The organism is Pseudoalteromonas sp. BMB (assembly GCF_001709235.1).
Taxonomy (GTDB): domain Bacteria; phylum Pseudomonadota; class Gammaproteobacteria; order Enterobacterales; family Alteromonadaceae; genus Pseudoalteromonas; species Pseudoalteromonas maricaloris.
The window spans coordinates 1-214 of record NZ_MBQA01000092.1 but is presented as its reverse complement, the minus strand read 5'-3'; the positions used below and the strand labels follow the sequence as shown (position 1 = coordinate 214).

At 43.0% G+C, this 214-nt stretch carries 1 protein-coding gene; it reads left to right on the top strand.

The annotated features are described in order from the left end of the window. Nucleotides 1–214, top strand: a 214-nt coding sequence (locus tag BB427_RS24860; protein WP_139119036.1) for a 60S ribosomal protein L37a, incomplete at both ends; no start/stop codon positions are given.

Genomic DNA, 214 nt, shown 5'->3' with positions numbered 1-214 from the left:
TGCTTCATTACGTAAGATGGTTAAAAAGATGGAGATAACTCAGCACTCAAAATATACCTGTGTATTTTGTGGCAAGGAAACAATGAAAAGGACCTGTGTTGGAATTTGGAAATGCAGAGCATGCCAAAAAACTGTTGCTGGTGGAGCCTATGTTTACAGTACTACTGCTGCTGCCACAGTGAGGAGTGCCGTGCGACGTCTGAGGGAAATGAAA